The sequence below is a fragment of the Bradyrhizobium sp. BR 1433 genome (assembly GCF_051547665.1).
Classification (GTDB): domain Bacteria; phylum Pseudomonadota; class Alphaproteobacteria; order Rhizobiales; family Xanthobacteraceae; genus Bradyrhizobium; species Bradyrhizobium australafricanum.
Genome location: NZ_JBPUGG010000001.1, coordinates 4,726,284 through 4,745,054, shown reverse-complemented (window position 1 = coordinate 4,745,054; position 18,771 = coordinate 4,726,284). Strand labels below are relative to the sequence as shown.

The following is an 18,771-nucleotide window of genomic DNA, read 5'->3' as shown; positions in this document are numbered from 1 at the left end:
GGTCCTCAATTCCAATTAGTTCAAATTGCGATGACCGATGGAACGGCCTCTTTCCCGTCCGGGTGGTAAGGCCTGTCCTTGTGAGACCGGCCGTGATGTCGTGATGCGTCGTCGAACTGCTGAAGGGCTTCATCGTCCGTATTTGCACGGACGGCAAAATTAACGTCGGCGTGAAGCCGGCCAAGTTATCGATGCAAGGCGAGCGTTCCGTAGCACCTTGAGGGGACCGATTGATGGACGATCTGTTGCGCGAGTTCCTGACGGAGAGCAGCGAGAGCCTGGATACGGTCGACAACCAGCTGGTGCAGTTCGAGCAGGATCCGAACAACGCGAAGATCCTGGATAACATCTTCCGGCTGGTGCACACCATCAAGGGCACCTGCGGCTTCCTCGGGCTGCCGCGGCTCGAGGCGCTGGCACATGCCGGCGAGACCTTGATGGGCAAATTCCGCGACGGCATGCCGGTGACGGCGGAAGCCGTGACGCTGATCCTGTCCTCGATCGACCGCATCAAGGAGATCCTTGCAGGGCTGGAGGCGACCGAGGCCGAGCCCGAAGGCAATGACCGCGATCTGATCGATCAGCTCGAGGCGATGGTCGAGCACGGCATGGCGGCGATGTCCGATTCGACGCAGTCGATATCGTCTGGCTCGACGCAGTCGATGCCGGTTGCTGCTGAAGAAGACGTGCCGGTCGTCGAAGCTCCGTCGGTGCAAGCGGCGATGACCGAAGGCACGCTGGTGGTGCAGACGCTGGAGCGTCCGCTGCGTCCGGGCGAGGTCTCGCTCGACGAGCTCGAGCGCGCCTTCCGCGAGACCGAGACCGAAGCCGCCGCACCGGCGCCGGCCGTGAAGCCTGCCGCTGCGGCTCCCGCCGCTGAACCCGCTGAAGCTGCAAAGAAGCCGGCCCGCAAGGCGGCCGGTGAGGATGTCCAGGAAGGCGACAAGATCGCCAACCAGTCGATCCGGGTCAATGTCGACACCCTCGAACACCTCATGACCATGGTCTCCGAGCTGGTGCTGACCCGCAACCAGCTGCTGGAGATCTCCCGCCGCAACGAGGACACCGAGTTCAAGGTGCCGCTGCAGCGGCTTTCCAACGTCACCGCCGAGCTGCAGGAGGGCGTCATGAAGACGCGCATGCAGCCGATCGGCAATGCCTGGCAGAAGCTGCCGCGCATCGTCCGCGACCTCTCCGGCGAACTCGGCAAGCAGATCGAGCTCGAGATGCACGGCGCCGACACCGAGCTCGACCGCCAGGTGCTCGACCTGATCAAGGATCCGCTGACGCATATGGTGCGCAACTCCGCCGATCACGGGCTGGAGACCACCGCCGAGCGGGTCGCCGCCGGCAAGCCGGAGCAGGGCACCATTCGCCTGTCCGCCTATCACGAGGGCGGCCACATCATCATCTGCATCGCCGACAATGGCCGCGGGCTCAACACCGAGCGGATCAAGGCCAAGGCGCTCCAGAACGGTCTCGTCACCGAGGCCGAGCTCGAGAAGATGACCGAGGCCCAGATCCACAAGTTCATCTTCGCGCCGGGCTTCTCGACCGCCGCGCAAGTGACTTCGGTGTCCGGCCGCGGCGTCGGCATGGACGTGGTGCGCACCAATATCGACCAGATCGGCGGCACCATCGACATCAAGAGCGTGGCCGGCGAGGGCGCCTCGGTCACCATCAAGATCCCGCTGACCTTGGCGATCGTCTCCGCCCTGATCGTGGAAGCCGGCGGCGACCGCTTTGCGATTCCTCAATTGTCTGTCGTCGAGCTGGTGCGGGCCCGCGCCAACTCCGAGCACCGCATCGAGCGCATCAAGGACACCGCAGTGCTGCGGCTGCGCAACAAGCTGTTGCCGCTGATCCATCTCAAGAAGCTCTTGAAGATCGACGACGGCGCGACGACTACGGATGCCGAGAACGGCTTCATCGTGGTCACGCAAGTCGGCAGCCAGACCTTCGGCATCGTGGTCGACGGCGTGTTCCACACCGAGGAGATCGTGGTCAAGCCGATGTCCACAAAACTGCGGCACATCGACATGTTCTCCGGCAACACCATTTTGGGCGATGGCGCCGTGATCATGATCATCGACCCCAACGGCATCGCCAAAGCCCTCGGCGCGTCCGGCTCCTCGGCCCATGACCTCGCCGACGACAATGCGAACGCCCATGCCGCAAGCGGCGAGCAGCTGACCTCGCTCTTGGTGTTCCGCGCCGGCTCCTCGCAGCCCAAGGCGGTGCCGCTCGGCCTCGTCACCCGGCTGGAGGAGATCGCAACCGACAAGATCGAGCTCTCGAACGGTCGCTACATGGTGCAGTACCGCGAGCAGCTGATGCCGCTGGTGCAGATGGCCGGCGTCGAGGTGCAGTCGCAGGGCGCGCAGCCGATCCTGGTGTTCGCCGACGACGGCCGCTCGATGGGGCTCGTGGTCGACGAGATCATCGACATCGTCGAGGAGCGGCTCAACATCGAGGTCGCGGGATCGCAGGACGGCATTTTGGGCTCGGCCGTGATCAAGGGCCAGGCCACCGAGGTGATCGACGTCGGCCACTTCCTGCCGATGGCGTTCGCCGACTGGTTCTCGCGCAAGGAGATGCGGCCGTCGGCCTCGGCGCAGTCGGTGCTGCTGGTCGATGACTCAGCGTTCTTCCGCAACATGCTGGCGCCGGTGCTGAAGGCCGCCGGCTACAAGGTCAGGACCGCGGGCGGCGCGCAGGAAGGGCTCGCGGCGCTGCGTTCGGGACAGAGCTTCGACGTCGTGCTGACCGACATCGAGATGCCCGAGATGAACGGCTTTGAGTTCGCCGAGAACATCCGGAGCGACCACAACTTCGACCAGCTGCCGATCATCGCGCTGTCGGCGATGGTGTCGCCGGCGGCGATCGAGCGCGGCCGGCAGGCCGGCTTCCACGACTATGTCGCCAAGTTTGATCGTCCCGGGCTGATCGCGGCGCTGAAAGAGCAGACCGCCGGACTGCGCCGCGCGGCTTGAGGGAAGAGAGCATGATCCGGAAAAGTGTGAAGCGGTTTTCCGATCAGATCATGCTCAAACAAAAGGTTCATTGATGACCAGCAAGACCGAGACAAGCGAAGGCGCGATGGCCGAATACGTCACCGCCGTGATCGGCGGGCAGCTGTTCGGCCTGCCGATCTCGCGGGTGCAGGACGTGTTCATGCCGGAGCGGCTGACGCGGGTGCCGCTGGCCTCCAGCGAGATCGCCGGCGTGCTCAATCTGCGCGGCCGCATCGTCACCGTGGTCGACATGCGCGCCCGGCTCGGGCTGCCGAAGGCCGACGACGGTAAGCCTCCGATGGCGGTCGGCGTCGACCAGCGCGGCGAATCCTATGGCCTGCTGATCGACCAGATCGGCGAGGTGCTGCGGCTCTCCGAAAACAGCCGCGAGGACAACCCGGTCAACCTCGATCCCCGCATGGCCAAGCTCGCCGGCGGCGTCCACCGCCTCGACGGCCCGCTCATGGTCGTCCTCGATATCGATCGCGTGCTCGAACTGGTGCCCAAAACAGCTGCTGCAGCGTAACACTCCACCGCGGAGACGGTGGATTCCACAAGGAGGCCAACACATGAAGACATGTCTCGTCGTCGACGATTCCGGCGTGGTGCGAAAGATCGCGCGACGCATCCTGGAAGGAATGGAGTTCACGGTCATCGAGGCCGAGGACGGCGCGGTCGCGCTCGAAGCCTGCAAGCGCGCTCTGCCGGATGCCGTGCTGCTCGACTGGAACATGCCCGTGATGGACGGCTTCGAATTCCTCGTGCAGCTCCGCCGCATGCCCGGCGGCGATCAGCCCAAGGTCGTGTTCTGCACCACCGAGAACGGCATCGACCACATCTCGCGGGCGCTGCATGCCGGCGCCAACGAATACATCATGAAGCCGTTCGACAAGGACATCGTGATCGCGAAATTCCAGGAAGTGGGCCTGCTGGCGCTCGACGCGTCGGCCGAAGCCTGACACCCAGTTTCACCATTCAGTCCCTTGTGAGGCTCCCGTGACGCCCCCGACTACGAGTATCTGCGTAAGCTCCTGAAGGACCAGTCCGGTCTCGATCTGTCCGCGGACAAGCAATATCTGATCGAGAGCCGCCTGCTGCCGCTGGCGCGCAAAAGCGGCCTGTCCGGCATTCCCGACCTTGTCGCCAAGATCAAGGCGGGCTCGTCCACGCACACCGTCCAAGTGGTCGAGGCCATGACCACCAACGAGACGTTCTTCTTCCGCGACAAGGTGCCGTTCGAGCACTTCCGCGACACCATCATGCCGGAGGTGCTGAAGGCACGCGCCGCGCGCCGCAGCGTCCGGATCTGGTGCGCCGCCGGCTCGACCGGCCAGGAGCCCTATTCGCTGGCGATGTGCCTGAAGGAAATGGGCGCGGCGCTTGCCGGATGGCGCGTCGAGATCATCGCGACCGATCTGTCGCAGGAGGTGCTGGAGAAGTCGAAGGCCGGCATCTACAGCCAGTTCGAGGTGCAGCGCGGGCTGCCGATCCAGATGCTGGTCAAGTACTTCAAGCAGTCGGGTGAATTCTGGCAGGTCAATCCCGAGCTGCGTGCGATGGTCCAGCACCGCCAGCTCAATCTGCTGCACGATTTCTCCCAGCTCGGCACGTTCGACGTGATCTTCTGCCGCAACGTGCTGATCTATTTCGATCAGGACACCAAGATCAACATCTTCAACCGTCTTGCCCGGTTGATGGAGGCCGACGGCTTCCTGGTGCTGGGCGCCGCCGAAACCGTGGTCGGCCTGACCGACACGTTCAAGCCGATCCCCGAGCGGCGTGGCCTGTACCGGCCGAGCGGGGTGCGGGGCAGGCTCGCCATGCCGAAGCCTGCGATGGCGGTCGGATATTGAGCGATGACCGAGGACGGCAAATCCATTGAGCGGGTCACCTTCAGCCGGGGTGTCGATGTCTGCATCATGGCCATCGACGGCACCTGGCGGCGCGACTGCCAGCTCAATGCCATCTCCGACACCGATGCGTCGCTGACGGTCGAAGGTTCCATTCAGGGGCTCAACCTGAAGGAGTTTTTCCTCTTGCTGTCCTCGACCGGACTTGCCTATCGCCGTTGCGAACTGGTCCGCGTCAACGGCACCGAAATGGACGTCAGCTTCCTCAAGGGCAAGCCGAGCAAACGGCGATCATCCGCGGACGAAGAGCGGGCCAGGGCCTGACGTCAAGACAGCCTGATCCGACCGGGCGGGCAAGGCCCGCGGCCAATCCGGACGATGCGTGGAACAGATCGCCGCCTGATGGGTTGGGCGTCGTCGGGACAATCGAGGTGATTGGGCCGAACCTGTCGGTGGCGGACGGTCAGTTCAGCAGACGCGCTGCTGCCCGGAATGGCGCAGGCGGTCGAGCGCGCGCGGGCTAATGTCGTCGAGAACGACGGTGTCGCCGCCGGCCTGCCGCGCGGCAAGGCCTCGCGCGCAATCGCCGCTTCGATCAACCGCAGGCTCGCCTGGACATGGCCGATCAGCGCGACCAGGTCCGTCACGATCAGACCGCAGGGATCATTGCCCTCGTCCAAGCGCGCTGCAACGCGGTCCGACGCTGCATTTTCCATGCATGTTTCTCCACTGCCCCCCACTTTTAGGGAACGCGCTGCTACTTGTGCGTTAAGCGGACGTCCCGTACAAATACGGTCCATTGATCGAGATGGTCGGGTTAGTTCTTGTGCGGTCAGGGCAGCACGCTTCACCACTGATGGACGATGCATATGGTTGAGAATGGCGCTCCGCGCGGGAAATCTTTGTAGTCGACGACGATCCTGCCGTTCGCGAGACGCTTTCAGTGGTCCTGTCGACCGCTGGTTACAAGGTGATCTGCTTTGCGGACGGCGCGGCGTTGCTCGCGGTGGCGCGCAGCAGGACGCCGGCCTGCATCCTGCTGGACGTGCACATTCCCGGCAAATCCGGGCTCGATATCCTGAGAGAGCTGCATGGCGAGGATTATCCGGCGCCGATCTTCATGATCTCCGGTCAGGGTGACATCGCGATGGCGGTCAGCGCCATCAAGAACGGCGCACTCGACTTCATCGAGAAGCCGTTCCGCGGCAACGAGATCGTGAGCCGTCTGAACGAGGCGATCGACGCCTACACCAGGCGCCAGGCCGAGACCTCGGCGTCGCGGATCGCCGCGCTGCACTTCCCGGGTCGCGAGCCGCTGACCCGCCGCGAGCGCGAAGTGCTCGAGCAGTTCACCGCGGGCGCCTCCAACAAGGAGGCCGGGCGCCACCTCGGCATCAGTCCGCGCACGATCGAGGATCACCGCGCCAACATCATGAAGAAGCTCGGCGCGCGCAACGCCGCCGATCTGGTCCGCATCGTGATGACGGCGCAGCAAAAGTAGGCCAGGGCTGGTTTACGTTCCGATCGCCACATTGCGGAGCCTGTCGGCGCACGTTCAGCGAACGGCACGTCTGCGCCGGGCGCGGGACGACACGTCAGAAAATCGAGTATATGCCTGACGCAGGGCAAGCGCGCCGGAACCGCGCGCGTGCGAGCAATGTCGAGACCCATGGCGATGACGAAGAAGAACAAGACCCCGGATCAATTGCGCAGCGCGCGCTGGTTTGCGCCCGATGATTTGCGCGCCTTCGGCCACAGGTCGCGGGCAATGCAGATGGGTTACGCGCCGGAGGAGTGGCGCGACCGGCCCGTGATCGCGATCATCAACACCTGGTCGGATGCGCAGCCCTGCCACATGCATTTCAAGAGCCGGGTCGACGACGTCAAGCGCGGCGTGCTGATGGCCGGCGGTTTTCCGCTCGAGCTGCCGGCGCTGTCGCTGTCGGAATCGCTGTTGAAGCCGACCACGATGCTCTACCGCAACATGCTGGCGATGGACGCCGAGGAACTGCTGCGCGGCCATCCGGTCGACGGCGTGGTGCTGATGGGCGGCTGCGACAAGACCACGCCCGGCCTGCTGCTCGGGGCCACCAGCATGAACCTGCCGGCGATCTACCTGCCTGCCGGACCGATGCTGCGCGGCAATTGGAAGGGCCGCACGCTGGGCTCAGGCTCCGACGCCTGGAAATACTGGGACGAGCGCCGCGCCGGCAAGATCTCCGACAAGGACTGGGTCGACATGGAGGCCGGCATCGCCCGCAGCTACGGCACCTGCATGACCATGGGCACGGCCTCGACGATGACGGCGATCGCGGAAGCCATCGGCATGACGCTGCCGGGCGCCTCGTCGATCCCCGCGGCCGACGCCAACCACATCCGCATGAGTTCGGAGGCCGGCCGTCGCATCGTCGAGATGGTGTGGGAGGATCTCACGCCGCAGAAGATCCAGACCCGCAAGGCCTTCGAGAACGCGATCACGGTCGCGATGGCGATGGGCTGTTCGACCAACGCCATCATTCACCTGATCGCGCAGGCGCGCCGCGCCGGCCAGGACATAGGGCTCGACGATTTTGAAAAGGCGAGCCGCAAGGTGCCTGTGATCGCCAATGTGCGGCCGAGCGGCGACCTCTATCTGATGGAGGATTTCTTCTACGCCGGCGGGCTGCCCGGCCTGATGAACCGGATCAGGCAGCATCTGCATCTCGACTGCATCACCGTCACGGGCCAGACTCTCGGCGAGAACATCGCAGGTGCCGAGGTGCACAATGGCGACGTGATCCGCACTGTCGACAACCCGATCTACAAGGAGGGCGCGCTCGCGGTGTTGAAGGGCAATCTCGCGCCCGATGGCTGCGTCATCAAGCCAAGCGCCTGCGATCCGCGTTTCCTCAAGCACACCGGGCCTGCGCTGGTGTTCGACGACTATCCGTCGATGAAGAAGGCGGTCGACGATCCCGATCTCGACGTCACGGCCGATCACGTGCTGATCCTGCGCAATGCCGGCCCGCAGGGCGGGCCGGGCATGCCGGAATGGGGCATGCTGCCGATCCCGACCAAGCTGGTGAAGCGGGGCGTGCGCGACATGGTGCGGCTGTCGGACGCGCGGATGAGCGGCACCAGCTACGGCGCCTGCATCCTGCACGTGTCGCCGGAATCCTATATCGGCGGCCCGCTGGCGCTGGTGCGGAACGGCGACCGCATCACGCTCGACGTCGCCGCGCGCACCATCAATCTCGATGTGCCGGAGGCGGAGCTGGCCAGGCGCCGCGCCGAATGGAAACAGCCCGAGCAGCGCTTCGAGCGCGGCTATGGCTGGATGTTCTCGAAGCACATCAAGCAGGCCAATGAGGGCTGCGACTTCGATTTCCTCGAGACCGGTTTTGGCAAGCCGGTCGGTGAGCCGTCGATTTATTGATCACTGTCGTTCCGGGCGATGCGCAGCATCGAACCCGGAACCTCGAGATTCCGGGTTCGGTCGCTGTAGCGCCCGCCCCGGAATGACAATCGGAAAAAGCATCATGTCAAAACTCAGCGACACCACCCGCAACAAGCTGAAATCCGTCTCCACCGCGACGGTCGCGACCGCGCTGTTCAAGCGCGGTTTCCGCATCCAGATGATCCAGGATGTTCATCCCCTGGGCCCGGATCAGCCGACCATGGTCGGCGAGGCGTTCACGCTTCGCTACATGCCGGCGCGCGAGGACCTCAACAAGATCGAGGTGTTCCGCGATCGCGCGCATCCGCAGCGCAAGGCGATCGAGGAGTGCCCCGTGGGCGCGGTGCTGGTGATGGACAGCCGCAAGGATGCGCGCGCCGCGTCGGCCGGCGCGATCCTGGTGACGCGGCTGATGAAGCGTGGCTGCGCCGGCGTTGTCACCGACGGCGGCTTCCGGGATTCGGCCGAGATCGCGCGGCTCGGCTTCCCGGCCTTTCATCATCGCCCGAGCGCGCCAACCAACCTCACGCTGCATCAGGCGATCGAGATCAACGTGCCGATCGGCTGCGGCGATGCGCCGGTGTTTCCCGGCGACGTCATCCTCGGCGACAGCGACGGCGTCATCGTGATCCCGGCGCATCTCGCCGACGAGATCGCCGACGAGACGTTCGAGATGACCGCGTTCGAGGATTTCGTCACCGAGCAGGTCCAGAACGGCCGCGGCATCTTCGGGCTCTATCCTGCGACCGACGAACAGACGCTGAAGGATTTCGCGACGTGGCGGAAGGCGAAGGGGCGATAGCTCGTCGTCTCACAGTACGCTGTCGTCCTTGATAAGCGATCGCCATACATCCCGCTGTCGTCCCTGCGAAAGCAGGGACCCATAACCACAGGGAGAAGTTTGGCGAAGACTGGCAGTTGCGTTGTGTGCCGTGGTACTGTGACTTACTTGCTCGATAGATCACGCGGTATGGGTCCCGGCCTTCGCCGGGACGACGATGGGGAGGGGACCGCGCAAGCCAACCGGCACCCTACACCTCCGCCTTGTCAGCCATCCCGACCGCCCACAGCGCGAACGCATAGACGATCGCGACCTCGTCGAGGCGGTTGAAGCGGCCGGAGGCGCCGCCGTGGCCGGCGCCCATGTTGGTACGCAGCAGCACCGGGCCGCCGCCGCTCATCGTGGCGCGCAGCCGCGCGATCCATTTCGCCGGCTCCCAATAGGTGACGCGCGGATCGGTGAGCCCGCCCATCGCCAGGATCGCCGGATAGTCCTTGGCCGCGACATTGTCGTAGGGCGAATAGGACAGGATGGTGCGGAAATCTTTCTCGCTCTCGATCGGATTGCCCCATTCCGGCCATTCCGGCGGCGTCAGCGGCAGCGTGTCGTCGAGCATGGTGTTGAGCACGTCGACGAACGGCACTTCGGCGACGATGCCGGCGAACAGCTCGCCGGCGCGGTTGGCCACCGCGCCCATCAGCATGCCGCCCGCCGAGCCGCCATGGCCGACGATGCGCTTCTCACCGGTATATTTCGCCTCGATCAGCGCCCGCCCGGCGGCGGCGAAATCGTCGAACGTGTTGGTCTTCTTCTCGCGCTTGCCGTCGAGATACCAGCCCCAGCCCTTGTCGGCGCCGCCGCGGATATGCGCAATCGCATACACAAAGCCGCGGTCGACCAGCGACAGTCGGTTGGCGGCAAACGACGCCGGCATCGCCATGCCGTAGGAGCCGTAGCCATACAGCAAGAGCGGCGCCTTGCCGTCACGAACGAAATCCTTGCGATGCAGGATCGAGACCGGCACCTGCGCGCCGTCATGCGAGGTCGCCATGATGCGCGTGGTGACGTAGTCGGCCGGATTGTGGCCGGACGGAATCTCCTGGCGCTTGCGTAAGCTCCGCATCCGGGTCGCCATGTCGTAGTCATAGACCTCCGACGGCGTCGTCATCGACGAATAGGCAAAACGCAAGTTGGTGGTGTCGAACTCGTAGCCGCCCATCGTGTCAAGCGAATAGGCCGCCTCGTCGAAGGCGATCGCGTGCTCTTCGCCGCTGTTGAGGTCGCGGATGATGATCGCCGGCAGCGCATTGGCGCGCTCCAGCCGCACTATGTGGCCGGCATAGAGCTCGACGTCGAGCACATAGACGCCTTCGCGATACGGGATCAGGTCGCGCCAGTTGCTGCGCTCGGGCGCGGTGAGCGGCGCGGTGACGACCTTGAAGTCGATGGCGTCGTCGGCGTTGGTCAGGATGAACAGCTCGTCGCCGCGGTCGGCGATCGAATATTGCACGCCTTCCTCGCGTGCCGCGACCAGCCGCGGCGGCGCGTCGGGACTGGAGAGATCGATCAGCCGCTGTTCCGAGGTCTCATGGTCGCCGCCCGCGATCACGCAGAAGCGGCCGCTCGCGCTCTCGTGCAGGTGGGTGAACCAGCCGGAATCCTGCTCCTCATAGATCAGGATGTCGTCGGCCTGTTTGGTGCCGAGCTTGTGCCGCCACACCTGCATCGGCCGGTGATTGTCGTCGAGCTTGACGTAGAAGAAGCTCTTGGAATCCGCGGCCCACACCACCCCGCCGTCGGTCTCCTCGACGAGGTCGTCGAGATCGCCGCCGGTGGCCCAGTCGCGCACCCGGATCGAGAAATATTCGGAGCCCTTGGTGTCCGCGCTCCAGGCGTGCAGGCGGTGATCGTTGGAATGCCGGCTGCCGCCGAACTTGAAATATTCGTGGTCCTTCGCCAGCGCGTCGCCGTCGAGCACGACATGGGCGTCGCCGCCGTCGCGCGGCGTGCGGCAGTACAGCTCGTGCTGGCCGCCCTCGCGGAACTTGCGGAAATAGGCGAACGGGCCGTCCGGCGACGGCACGCTGGAATCATCCTCCTTGATCCGCCCGCGCATCTCCTTGACCAGCCGCTTCTGCAAGCCGTCGGTATGGCCGAGCAGGCTCTCGGTGTAACCGTTCTCGGCTTCGAGATAGGTCCGGATGTCGGGATCGAGGATCGAGGGATCGCGCAGCACCTCCTGCCATTTCGGATCCTTGATCCACGCGTAGTCGTCGGTCACCGTGATGCCGTGGGTGGTGAAGGAATGCGGCCGGCGCGGCGCGACGGGGGGCGATGTTGTGGTGGTGGATTGGGTCACACGATCCTCATGGTGCGGGGTTCCGCTCTATATCGGGATGAATGTGGCGATTGCCAGATGGGACGGGTGATTGGACGTCCTCACTATCCCCGTCATTGCGAGGAGCGAAGCGACGACGCAATCCATGGCCCCGCGGATGCGGACCGATGGATTGCTTCGCTTCGCTCGCAATGACCGTGAGGACAGAGCGAGCTACCCGTTCCGCAGCCGCGCGCCGGCATTGCCGCCGGACATCGGGATCCGGTTCACCGCCAGCACCACGGCGAAGGTGATGACCAGCATCGCGATGCCGAGCACCGCGATCGCGGCGAGGTCGCCGCCTTCGTTGAGATCGTAGATCAGGACCGAGAGCACCTTGGTCTGCGAGGTGAACAGCACGATCGCCGCCGACAGTTCCCGCATCACCCCGATGAAGATGAAGCACCAGGTCGCGATCACGCCGGTGCGCAGCAAGGGCGCGGTGATCTGGCGCAGCGCCTGCAACCGGGTCGCGCCGAGGATGCGGCTTGCCTCCTCGAGCTCGGGATGGATCGTCGCGAACGCCGCCTGCAATTGCTGGTAGGCAGAGGGCAGGTTGATGGTGAGGAACGCCAGCAGCAGGATCCACAGCGTGCCGTAGAGCACGAAGGGCGGCCGCGTGTAGCTCAGGAACAGGCCGACGCCGAGCACGATGCCGGGGACCGCGATCGGCGCTGTCGCGAGGAAGCCGAGCACGCGGTGCCCCGCGATCACCTTGCGCGTCGTGACATAGGCGATGACGAGCGCGAGGATGGTGCCGGTCGTCGCGGTCGCGGTGCCGAGGATCACGGTGTTCTTGAGCGCGAGTTGGGTCGACGACAGCTCGGTGAACACGAAGACGATGTTGTGCAGCGTCGCCGTCGACGGCGTCACCAGCGTGGTCGCGTTCGGCGAGAATGCGGCGTTGAGCAGCGCGAGGTAAGGCAGGAATACCGGGTTGAGCAGCACCAAGAGGCAGAAGCCGAGCGCCGCCCAGCGCCAGCCGCGCAACTCGACCCGGCGCGGCGCGCCATATTTGCCGCCGATCACCGAATAGCCGCGGCGGCCGAGCAGCGCTTTCTGGCCCTGCAGCAGCAGGATGGTCAGCACCAGCAGCGGCACTGCGGCGGCGGCCGCGAGCTCGAGCTTCGGCGGATACTGGAACAGGCTCCAGATCTTGGTCGTCATGGTGTGGAAGCCGGCCGGCAGCGCCAGGATCGCGGGCGAGCCGAACAGCGTCATCGCCTGCAGGAACGCGATCAGGGCGCCCGCGACCAGCGCGGGCAGCGCGAGCGGGATCGTCACCCGCCGCGCCGTGGTCCAGGCATTGCCGCCGAGGATCGCGGAGGCGTCCTCGAGCTCGCCCGGCATGGTGTCGAGCGCATTGGCCACCAGCACGAACACGAACGGGAACGTGTAGCAGGAGATCACGAAGATGATCCCGGTCATCGAATAGATGTTGAACAGCGCGTCGGCATCCTCGCCGGCGAACAGCCGGTAGAGCTGGTTCGATAGCCCCGAATTCGGCGCCGCCAGCAACTCCCAGGCGACCGCGCCGAGAAACGGCGGCGTCACGAACGAGGCCGTCACCAGTGCGCGGATGGTCTGCCGCCCCGGCATGTCGGTGCGCGACACCAGCCAGCTGATCGGCGCCGCGACGATGCAGCAGATCAGCGCCGACGTGGTCGCGATGATCGCAGTCGTCAGCAGCGGATCGAGGAAATCGGGATTGCTGAACAGCGTGACGAAGTTTTGCAGCGTCGGATGCCGGCTCTTGTCGGTGAAGGCAAACACCGCAAGCCACGACAACGGCAGCAGGATCAGCAGGATGAGCACCGCCGCGAACAGCCACAGCACCGGCCGCGTCCAGTCGATGCGGGGTTTGGAGGCGGGGGAGGTGGTTGTTGTTGTCATGTTGACCCGCGGTGAACTGTCTCAGCTCCCTCGCCCCGCTCTTGCGGGGTCGAGACGAGCGAAGCTCGCTCTTGGAGGGTTGGGGTGAGGGGCCGCTTCCGCGGATACCCGATGCGCGGAGAGTCCCCTCACCCGCCGCGCATCTTGTGATGCGCGTCGGCCTCTCCCCGCAAGCGGGGCGAGGCAAAAAAGCGTGCGCCGCGACCTTCATCGCTCACACCCGAAACAGCCGCGCATAGCGCGTCTTGATCTCTTCGGTCATCGCTTCCACTCCGGCCGGGTCCTCTTTCATCAGCTTGATGTCGGAAAGCTTGCGCCGGCCGGCCTTCGGCTGCACCTGGGCGTGCAGCGAATATTGGCCGGTGAAGTCGACGAAGAATTGCTGGGTCGCGCGGGTGTGCAGCCAAGCCTGGAACAGCTTTGCGGCGTTCGGATGTGGCGCACCGGCGAAGATGCCGGTCGGACCCGAGATCGTCGGCGTGCCTTCGGTCGGATAGACCGGCTCGACCGGCTGCCCGGCTTCCTTCAGCAGCACGATGCCATATTCATTGCCGTCGGCCATCACGGCGCGCTCGCCGAGCGAGAGCTTTTTCGGCGGATCGGTCGAGGACTGCACCTGCATCACGCGCTGTTTTGCGAGTTTCTCCAGATACGGCCAACCGAGCTCGCGCACGACCTGGAACGTGGTGGTCATGATCGTGCCGCTGTAGGCGGGATGGCCCTTCACCATCTTGCCCATCCACTTGGGATCGAGCAGGTCGGCAAAGCTCTTCGGCGCGTCCTCCACTTTCACCAGGTTGGTGTTGTAGGCGATCGACGACAGCCACAGCCGCGTGGTCACGGCCATGCCGTCGGGGTCGCGGTAATTGCCGGGAAAATGTTTCGCGACGTCCTCGGGCACGAACGGCATCAGCCAGCCGCTCTTCTTCCAGGGGATGAAATGCGAGGCATCGGCGCTGTTGACGACGTCGGCGGCGTGGATGTTGGAATCGAATTCCTGCGCCACGCGCTGAAACAGCCGCTCCGAGCCTGAGCGCTCGATCTGCACGGTGATGCCGGGATAGGCGGCCTCGAACGCCTTGCCAAGCTTTTCGCCGACCGGCAGGTCCATCGACGAATAGAACACGAGTTTGCCTTCCTTGGTCGCGGCGGCGACGAGATCGGGCGTGATCGCGACCGGCTCGGGCGCGGCAGCGCGTGCCGGTGACGCGAACACCGTGCCGACCGCAAGCGCCGCAGAGCCTTTCAGGACATCGCGTCTGGAAATCGGCTTCGGCATCGGCTCGCTCCGTTTCTTGTTATTATCGGCTCAGCGCCCGGCAGCGCGCGGGCGGCAAGGTCAGCCAGACCTCGCTGCCCTTCTCGACCGCGGTTTCCGTCGGCGTGGTCACCCGCAGCGATGTGCCGTCAACGGTTTCCACCATGTAGTCGCGATTCATGCCGAGATAGACCTGCCGCGTCACGATGGCTTTGAGCGTGTTCTGCGCCGCGGCGGGCGGTTGCGTCGCGAGCTGGATCTCGTGCTGGCGGATCGCGACCGGCGCGTTCTGGCCGGCCGTCAGCGTGGCACCGACCACCTCGAGCGTTGCGCCGGCGAACTCCACGTGGTTCGCATCGCGCGCGGTGCCCTTGATCACATTGGCGGCGCCGATGAAGCGCGCGACGAATTCGGATTCCGGCCGCGCATAGATGTCCTCAGGCGCGCCGAGCTGGTCGATCTTGCCGGCATTCATCACCGCGATCAGGTCGGCGGTCGTCATCGCCTCGGACTGGTCGTGGGTGACATAGACCGTGGTGTAGCGATATTCGTCGTGCAGGCGGCGGATCTCGAATCGCATCTCCTCGCGCAGATTGGCGTCGAGATTCGACAGCGGCTCATCGAGCAGCAGCGTCTCGGGACCGACGATCAGCGCGCGCGCCAGCGCAACGCGCTGCTGCTGGCCGCCCGAGAGCTCGCCCGGATAGCGCTGCGCCAGTGGTTCCAGCTTGGTGGTCGCCAGGATCGCGGCGAGTTTCTTGGCGATGGTGTCACGATCCATTTTGCGCAAGCGCAGGCCGTAGACGATGTTCTCGGCCACCGTCATATGCGGCCACAGCGCGTAGCTCTGGAATATCATCGACATGTTGCGCTGCTCGGGCGGCAGCGTGCGCGCCTTCGATGACACCACGCGGTCGCCGACGCGGATCTCGCCGTCGGATGGTTCGAGGAACCCGGCGATCAGCCGCAGCGTCGTTGTCTTGCCGCAGCCGGACGGCCCAAGCAGGCAGACCAGCTGGCCATGATCGATCGTGAGCGAAACATCATCAACCGCGACAAACGATCCAAACCGCTTGACCAGGCCGCGCAATTCCACCGATGCCAAGCGGTCCCTCCATTTTGTTGTGTCGCAGGGATCCGTGCCCGGCTGTTGCCGGCAGTAAAGCGGAAAATGATGACGACGAAAAGTGCTCGTGCCCCGTCAAAAAGTCGTGGCACCTCTTCGTTGCGTTATTCCCCGACCACTCTTCCGTCATCCTGAGGAGCGCGCTCTTGCGCGCGTCTCGAAGGATGCACGGCCCGGATCTCTCGGCGTGCTCCGATTCTCTCGCGGCGGGGGCGTGGCCGTCGATCCTTCGAGACGGCCGCTCCGCGGCCTCCTCAGGATGACGGGGAAGGGGTCGTTCTGCGTCGATGAGCCAGTCGGCTGATCGTGGCCCAATCCAGCCGAATCAATGCTTCCTTCTTCGCCCGACTCCAGCCCTTGATCTGCCGCTCGGTCGCGGTGCCATCGGTGATGCGCTCGAAATACTCCGACCAGACGAGGACGACCGGTCGGCGATTATGAGTGTAGCCTTGGAAAGCACCCGTATTGTGTTGTTCGATGCGCGGCGCGAGATCGTCGCCCGTGGCACTGCCGACGTAGAAGGACTCGTCGGCGCAGCGAAGCATGTAGATGTAGATGCCCATTTTCACCAGTCCCGCGCGCACAATGCACGGATTGATCATGCGGCAAGCGTAGTCACGGTCAATAGGATAAGCATCTATCCTTTCCGCGACCTCGATCCCGTCATCCTGAGGTGCGAGCGAGAGCGAGCCTCGAAGGATGCACGGCCCGGCTATTTCAGCGCACTCCGACTAGCTCGCGGCTACAGCGTGGCCATCGATCCTTCGAGACGCCCGCCTTTGGCGGGCTTCTCAGGATGACGGGTTAAAGCCTCAGACCGTCTCAGCCTACGCCTTCACGTTCTCGCCGAGCCACTGGATGGCGGCGTCGGCGCCGGCCTTGCCGTGCGGGATGTTCAGCGCTGTCAGCGCCACCTCGACGACGCCGAGGGTGCCGAGGATCATCGGGGCGTTGACGTGGCCCATATGCGCGATGCGAAAGGCCTGACCCTGCAAATCGCCGATGCCGGTGCCGAGCACCACGCCGCATTTCTCCTTCGCGTAGCGCTGGATCGCGGCGGGGTCGGCGCCCTTCACGGTCACCGTCGTCACCGTGTTGGAACGCTCGGCGGGCTCGGCGATGTTGAAGCCGAGCACCTGTCCCTCGCCCCAGACCGCAACCGCGCGGCGCACGGCTTCGCCGAGCAGCCGATGCCGCAGATGCGCATTCTCCAGGCCTTCGGCATGCAGCATGTTGATCGCCTCGCGCAGCGCGAACAGCAGATGCACCGGTGCGGTGCCGGCATATTTGCGGTAGTGCTCCGAGCCCTCGCGCTCGGTCCAATCCCAATAGGGCGTGCGCAGATCGGCTTTCTTGTGGGCGTCCCAAGCGCGGTCATTGGCGGCGACGAAGCCGAGGCCGGGCGGCGTCATCAGGCCCTTCTGCGAGCCGGACATCGCGACGTCGACATACCATTTGTCCATCTCGAACGGCATGCAGCCGAGCGAGGCCACGGTGTCGACCATGAACAATGCAGGATGGCCGGCGGCCTTGATCGCCCTGCCGATCGCCTCGATGTCGTTATAGGCGCCCGACGCGGTGTCGACCTGCACCACCAGGATCGCCTTGATCGTGTGCTCCTTGTCGCGCCGCAGCCGCTCCTCGACCTCGGCCGGACGGATCGCGCGGCGCCAGTCGCCCTTCAGCACCTCGACCTCGGCGCCCATCGCGGCCGCAGCCTGGCCCCAGCCGATCGCGAAGCGTCCGCTCTCCAGCACCAGCACCTTGTCGCCGCGCGACAGTACGTTGGAGAGCGTCGCCTCCCAGGCGCCGTGGCCGTTGGAGATGTAGATGTAGGACTTGCCCTGGGTGACGAACAGCTTCGAGAGGTCGCGCAGCAGGCTCTCAGTCAGTTCGACCATCTCGTTGGAGTAGATGTCGAGCGCCGGGCGGTGCATTGCCTGCAGCACCCGATCGGGCATCGTGGTGGGCCCGGGGATGGCCAGAAATTCCCGGCCCGCGCGAACGGTCATCGTCCTGTTCCTTTTGGATAAAGCGCGCAAATCATGCGTGTGAGGGGTCAAGCGCGGAGACTATTCCATCGCGGCTACGATTGCGAGCAGGACGAAGCAATCCAGCGTTTCCAAAACCGCGGGACACGATGCTATTTGCCGATCGATTCGACGACCGCGCGCCAGACCTGGTCCTTGAACTCGGTCGCGGCGGGGCTCGGGAGCTGCTCGACGGTGCCGTGGTTCTTGCGGCAGGCCTCGACCAGCCGCAGCACCCAGATTTCGCCGTCGGTGTAATAGGGATCGCCGCCGCCATTGCGGCCGTTGAAGGTCGGGCCGATGCCGGTGACCTGATATTTCGCGGTGACCATGCCGGCGGACTCGAGGTCAGTGGCAAGCAGCGCGCGTTCGGCGTCGAGATCGGCCGCGATGTGATGCGTCACCGCGCCGGTGTAGTGGCTGACGCCGACGCTGCGGTCGAGCGTCGCAGCGCCCAGCCACACCGGACGTTTCTCCTCGCCCTGATCGAGCACCTTCCAGAACCGCACATGGTTGCGGCGGTCCGCGCTCGATCCGACCGGCCGCTCGAAGGCGAGATCCTCGCGGCGGTCGAGATAGAACAGGTTGCTCACCGGGGCATCCTTGTAGGGACGATCGAGCAGCACGCTGCCCACGATCTCGATCGAGGATTTCAGCGTCACCGGATCGGCCGGAAACCAGCCGGCCTCGTGCATCGCGCAGACCACATCCTTGGTGTCGCCGATCAGCCCGACATTCATCGGATCGCCGGGAATGCCCTGCGCGGTGCGCGTCACCATCGGCAGATTGGCGAGGCCCTTCTGATGCTCGTAATGCGTCCACAGTGCCGGCAGCAGCAGATAGGCTGCGATCAGGTAGATCGCCAGGACGAGCAGCAATGCCATCTGCGCTTGCCTGAGGCGGCTGCGCCGGCGCACGGAAGGCGGATCGATCTCGACATCGGTCATGCCGTGGTCCTTCACCTCTCCCGCTTGCGGGGGTCGAGACGAGCGAAGCTCGCTCTTAG

The 18,771-nt window shown here is 65.0% G+C and carries 16 protein-coding genes; 8 read left to right on the top strand and 8 right to left on the bottom strand.

Translation table 11 applies throughout. The features are described 5' to 3' along the window. Positions 1 to 233 precede the first annotated feature (233 nt). The 5 genes from ACSKB9_RS22905 to ACSKB9_RS22885 all read left to right on the top strand — a co-directional run bounded on the left by ACSKB9_RS22905 (position 234) and on the right by ACSKB9_RS22885 (position 5,188). Positions 234 to 2,993 carry a hybrid sensor histidine kinase/response regulator gene (locus ACSKB9_RS22905; RefSeq protein ID WP_438075944.1) on the top strand — a complete coding sequence of 920 codons (2,760 nt, stop codon included), beginning with the start codon at positions 234 to 236 and terminating at the stop codon, positions 2,991 to 2,993. A 73-nt stretch (positions 2,994 to 3,066) separates the two neighbouring features. Next, positions 3,067 to 3,540 carry a chemotaxis protein CheW gene (locus ACSKB9_RS22900; RefSeq protein ID WP_438075942.1) on the top strand — a complete coding sequence of 158 codons (474 nt, stop codon included), beginning with the start codon at positions 3,067 to 3,069 and terminating at the stop codon, positions 3,538 to 3,540. Between the two features lie 43 nt (positions 3,541 to 3,583). Next, on the top strand, positions 3,584 to 3,973 hold the full coding sequence (locus tag ACSKB9_RS22895) for a response regulator (protein ID WP_018269419.1): 390 nt from the start codon (positions 3,584 to 3,586) through the stop codon (positions 3,971 to 3,973). Between the two features lie 60 nt (positions 3,974 to 4,033). Next, a complete protein-coding gene (locus tag ACSKB9_RS22890) occupies positions 4,034 to 4,867 on the top strand; it encodes a CheR family methyltransferase (protein ID WP_438080356.1) in 834 nt (277 codons plus the stop codon). A 3-nt stretch (positions 4,868 to 4,870) separates the two neighbouring features. Beyond that, positions 4,871 to 5,188, top strand: a complete 318-nt coding sequence (locus ACSKB9_RS22885; protein ID WP_028338017.1) for a hypothetical protein — start codon at positions 4,871 to 4,873, stop codon at positions 5,186 to 5,188. A 2-nt stretch (positions 5,189 to 5,190) separates the two neighbouring features. Here ACSKB9_RS22885 and ACSKB9_RS22880 read toward each other — a convergent pair whose 3' ends face one another. Then, positions 5,191 to 5,580 (bottom strand): hypothetical protein, encoded by a 390-nt coding sequence (locus ACSKB9_RS22880; protein ID WP_438075939.1) that lies wholly within the window; start codon positions 5,578 to 5,580, stop codon positions 5,191 to 5,193. Between the two features lie 182 nt (positions 5,581 to 5,762). On the opposite strand from ACSKB9_RS22880, the gene ACSKB9_RS22875 reads away from it, so the two are divergent. The 3 genes from ACSKB9_RS22875 to ACSKB9_RS22865 all read left to right on the top strand — a co-directional run bounded on the left by ACSKB9_RS22875 (position 5,763) and on the right by ACSKB9_RS22865 (position 9,102). Then, the gene (locus ACSKB9_RS22875) at positions 5,763 to 6,365 is read left to right on the top strand and encodes a response regulator transcription factor (protein WP_438080354.1); all 603 of its coding nucleotides are present in this window, start codon (positions 5,763 to 5,765) and stop codon (positions 6,363 to 6,365) included. A gap of 174 nt (positions 6,366 to 6,539) precedes the next feature. Next, positions 6,540 to 8,279 (top strand): L-arabinonate dehydratase, encoded by a 1,740-nt coding sequence (gene araD, locus ACSKB9_RS22870; RefSeq protein WP_438075937.1) that lies wholly within the window; start codon positions 6,540 to 6,542, stop codon positions 8,277 to 8,279. A gap of 103 nt (positions 8,280 to 8,382) precedes the next feature. Then, positions 8,383 to 9,102: a ribonuclease activity regulator RraA gene (locus ACSKB9_RS22865; RefSeq protein ID WP_253605368.1), complete on the top strand. Its 720-nt coding sequence runs from the start codon at positions 8,383 to 8,385 to the stop codon at positions 9,100 to 9,102. Positions 9,103 to 9,331: 229 nt separating this feature from the next. On the opposite strand, the gene ACSKB9_RS22860 is transcribed toward ACSKB9_RS22865, so the two are convergent. The 7 genes from ACSKB9_RS22860 to ACSKB9_RS22830 form a co-directional block, all read right to left on the bottom strand. After that, positions 9,332 to 11,440, bottom strand: coding sequence for a S9 family peptidase (locus ACSKB9_RS22860; RefSeq protein ID WP_438075935.1), 2,109 nt, complete (start codon positions 11,438 to 11,440; stop codon positions 9,332 to 9,334). Between the two features lie 192 nt (positions 11,441 to 11,632). Further along, complete coding sequence (locus ACSKB9_RS22855; protein WP_438075933.1) at positions 11,633 to 13,351, bottom strand: ABC transporter permease; 1,719 nt, start codon at positions 13,349 to 13,351, stop codon at positions 11,633 to 11,635. A 214-nt stretch (positions 13,352 to 13,565) separates the two neighbouring features. After that, a complete protein-coding gene (locus ACSKB9_RS22850) occupies positions 13,566 to 14,630 on the bottom strand; it encodes an extracellular solute-binding protein (protein WP_438075931.1) in 1,065 nt (354 codons plus the stop codon). Positions 14,631 to 14,652: 22 nt separating this feature from the next. Next, positions 14,653 to 15,705, bottom strand: coding sequence for an ABC transporter ATP-binding protein (locus ACSKB9_RS22845; protein WP_438080352.1), 1,053 nt, complete (start codon positions 15,703 to 15,705; stop codon positions 14,653 to 14,655). Between the two features lie 284 nt (positions 15,706 to 15,989). After that, positions 15,990 to 16,298 (bottom strand): GIY-YIG nuclease family protein, encoded by a 309-nt coding sequence (locus ACSKB9_RS22840; protein ID WP_438075929.1) that lies wholly within the window; start codon positions 16,296 to 16,298, stop codon positions 15,990 to 15,992. Between the two features lie 264 nt (positions 16,299 to 16,562). Then, positions 16,563 to 17,747 (bottom strand): pyridoxal-phosphate-dependent aminotransferase family protein, encoded by a 1,185-nt coding sequence (locus ACSKB9_RS22835; protein ID WP_438075927.1) that lies wholly within the window; start codon positions 17,745 to 17,747, stop codon positions 16,563 to 16,565. Positions 17,748 to 17,878: 131 nt separating this feature from the next. Further along, positions 17,879 to 18,712, bottom strand: coding sequence for an LssY C-terminal domain-containing protein (locus ACSKB9_RS22830; protein ID WP_438075925.1), 834 nt, complete (start codon positions 18,710 to 18,712; stop codon positions 17,879 to 17,881). Positions 18,713 to 18,771 lie beyond the last annotated feature (59 nt).